The organism is Streptomyces sp. NPDC054956, from assembly GCF_053609185.1.
In genome coordinates, this window is sequence record NZ_JBSGXB010000525.1 from 1 (window position 1) to 3056 (window position 3056).

The 3056-nt window shown below is 74.6% G+C and carries 3 protein-coding genes; all 3 read right to left on the minus strand.

Going from position 1 to position 3056, the window contains the following annotated elements; genetic code table 11:
• Positions 1–754, minus strand: a 754-nt coding sequence (locus ACWGDE_RS37720; RefSeq protein WP_453393599.1) for an acyl-CoA dehydrogenase family protein, incomplete at its 3' end; no start/stop codon positions are given.
• Positions 751–1944, minus strand: coding sequence for an acyl-CoA dehydrogenase family protein (locus ACWGDE_RS37725; protein WP_453393600.1), 1194 nt, complete (start codon positions 1942–1944; stop codon positions 751–753). The genes ACWGDE_RS37725 and ACWGDE_RS37720, both read right to left, overlap by 4 nt.
• Positions 1941–2915 (minus strand): NADPH:quinone oxidoreductase family protein, encoded by a 975-nt coding sequence (locus ACWGDE_RS37730; protein WP_453393601.1) that lies wholly within the window; start codon positions 2913–2915, stop codon positions 1941–1943. The genes ACWGDE_RS37725 and ACWGDE_RS37730 overlap by 4 nt, the downstream gene beginning before the upstream one ends.
• Positions 2916–3056: the final 141 nt, after the last annotated feature.

The following is a 3056-nucleotide window of genomic DNA, read 5'->3' on the forward strand; positions in this document are numbered from 1 at the left end:
GGAGGTACGACAGCGTCTCCGTCAGGCACCACTCCGCGATCCCGAGCTGCTCCGAGGCGAGCAGCCCGGCCCCCGAGAGCAGCGCTCCGGCGATGGCCGCACGGGCGGTCGCCGGGTCGGCCAGCCGGGTTCCGGCGGCGCCGTCGAGGGTGACCGTGGCCAGCGGCCGGGTCAGGTCCAGGGCGACGAGCGGGGTCAGCCGGGCGTTCTCCGCCGGGACGGCGTACAGCCCCGTGTCCGCGAGGACGAGCAGCACGTCGGCGGCCACCGCGTCCGCGACCGTGCCGACGGTGCCGCTCAGCCTCCCCGCGCCCGTGTCCCGGACCGCCACCGGCAGGGGTGCGCCGGGGGCCAGGGTCAGGGGCAGCGCGGGTGCGCAGATCCGCCGGCCCGCCGCGAGCTCCCGCAGGAGATCGGCCGGCTCCGGGCCGTCGCAGCCGAGCAGGATCTCCGTCGCGAGGACCGCGCTGGTGAGGTAGGGGACGGGCGCCACGGCCCGGCCGAGCTCCTCCAGGACCACGGCCGCCTCACGGTGGCTCGCGCCCTGGCCGCCCAGCTTCTCCGGTACGAGCAGTCCCGCCGTGCCGATGTCGGTGGCGAGCACCCGCCACAGGGCGGGGTCGTGCGGGCGGCCGCCCTCGATCCGGGCGAGGATGCCCGCGGCGTCGCAGCGGGAGGCGAGCAAGGAGCGTACGGCCGCGCGGAGTTCCTCCTCCGCCTCGGAGTACAGCAGGTCCAGGGGGGCTGCGCTCATCGGGCCAGGTCCTTCCACGCGATGTCCTTGTCGTCGCGCGGTTCGGCGGGCAGGCCGAGGACGCGTTCGGCGACGATGTTGAGGAGGATTTCGCTGGTGCCGCCCTCGATGCTGTTGCCCTTGGCGCGCAGGTAGCGGTAGCCGGCGTCGCGGCCGGTGAAATCGACGATCTCGGGGCGGCGCAGGGTCCAGTCCTCGTACAGGAGTCCTTCCTCGCCGAGGAGTTCCACCTCCAGTCCGCTGATCTCCTGGTTGAGGCGGGCGAAGGTGAGCTTCATCCCCGAGCCCTCGGGGCCGGGCTGTCCGGCGACGAGCTGCTGGCGCAGCCGCTCCCCGGTGAGGCGGGCCACCTCCGCCTCGACCCACAGCTCCAGCATCCGCTGGTGCAGGGCGTGCGTGCGCAGCTGCGGGCGCTCGCGCCAGGCGGCGGCGACCGGGGCGATCATGCCGCCCTCGCGCGGGATGCGCATGCCGCCGATGGAGACGCGCTCGTTCATCAGCGTGGTGCGGGCGACGGCCCAGCCCTGGCCGACCTCGCCGAGGCGGTGGGCGTCGGGGATCCGGACTCCGGTGAGGAAGACCTCGTTGAACTCGGCCTCGCCGGTGATCTGGCGCAGCGGGCGCACCTCGACGCCGGGGGCGTGCATATCGCACAGGAAGTAGGTGATGCCCTGGTGCTTGGGCAGTGCGGGGTCGGTGCGGGCGATCAGGATCGCCCAGCGGGCGGTGTGGGCGCTGGAGGTCCACACCTTCTGGCCGTCCACCACCCAGTCGTCGCCGTCGCGCACCGCGCGGGTGCCGAGCGCGGCCAGGTCGGAGCCGGCGCCGGGCTCGCTGAAGAGCTGGCACCAGACCTCGGCGCCGGTCCACAGGGGGCGCAGGAAGCGCCGCTTCTGCTCCTCGGTGCCGTACGCGAGGATCGTGGGCGCTGCCATGCCGAGGCCGATGCCGATCCGGCGCGGGTCGTTGTCGGGGGCTCCGGCGGCCTCCAGTTCTCCGTCCACGAGGGCCTGGAGGGTTCGGGGCGCGCCGAGTCCGCCGAGGCCCTCGGGGTAGTGCACCCAGGCGAGTCCGGCGTCGAAGCGGGCCCGCAGGAAGTCCTCGCGGCCGGTGGTGGCGGGCGGGTGCGCGGCGAGCAGTTCCCGTACGCGGGCGACGAGCTGTTCGGCGGTGGGCGCGGCGGCCGTCATCGCGGGCCCCCGTCCAGGGCCGGTACGACGACCAGGCGGCCGGTGGTGGTCCCGTCGGCGAGGCGCTGTACGGCGTCGGCGGCCCCGGCGAGCGGGACACGTTCGCTGACCAGCGGTTTCACGGTGCCTTCGGCGGCGAGGCGGGTGAGCTCCGCGTGGCAGGCGGCGATGGCGGCGGGGTCCTTGGCGGCGTAGAGGCCCCAGTGCAGGCCGAGGATCGCGTAGTTCTTCACGAGGGCGTGGTTCAGCGCCGGGGCCGGGATGGTTCCGCTCGCGAAGCCGACGACGACGATGCGGCCCTCGAAGGCCACGCATTTGGCCGAGGCGGTGTAGGCGTCGCCGCCGACCGGGTCGTAGACGACGTCCGCGCCGCGGCCGCCGGTGAACTCCTTGACCCGGGTGACGATGTCCTCCGCCGTGCGGTCGATGACCAGGTCGCAGCCGAGTTCCTCGGCGGTGCTCGCCTTGGCCTTGCCGCCGACGACTCCGATGACGGTGGCCCCGGCGGCCTTGCCGAGCTGGACGGCGGCGCTGCCGACCCCGCCGGCGGCGGCGTGCACGAGGAGGGTTTCGCCCGCCTGGAGGCGGGCCCGGCGGTGCAGGCCGAACCAGCCCGTCTGGTAGCCGATGTGCAGGGCGGCCGCTTCGGCGTCGTCCAGGGTGTCCGGGGCGGGAAGCAGGGCCCGCGCGGGGGCGGTGACGTACTCGGCGAAACCGCCGTGCGGCAGGCTCGGGTTGGCGATGACGCGGCGCCCGTCCTCGGTCTCGCCGCAGATCTCGACCCCGGGGGTGAAGGGCAGCGGGGGCCGGATCTGGTACTGGCCGCGCACGAGCAGTGCGTCGGGGAAGTTGACGTTGGCGGCGAGCACCTTGAGCCTCACCTCGCCCTCGCCGGGCACGGGTTCGGGAACCTCTTCGAGGCTCATGGCCTCGCGGGGCTCGCCGGGGGTGTGTACTCGCCATGCCTGCATCCGGGGCCTCCAGCCGCCGACGGGGAACCACGCCTCGCGGGCATACTAAGCGGTCGCTTGCACGCCTGGGAACCAGGGGGAACCCACGGGAACCGGTCCGTCCGGCGCCACCTGCGCCAAACCGGCCGTCCCCGCCCCGTC

Coding starts and splice junctions, on each gene's coding strand:
- ACWGDE_RS37725 (WP_453393600.1), bottom strand. CDS start 1,944: ATGACGGCCGCCGCGCCCACCGCCGAACAGCTCGTCGCCCGCGTACGG.
- ACWGDE_RS37730 (WP_453393601.1), bottom strand. CDS start 2,915: ATGCAGGCATGGCGAGTACACACCCCCGGCGAGCCCCGCGAGGCCATG.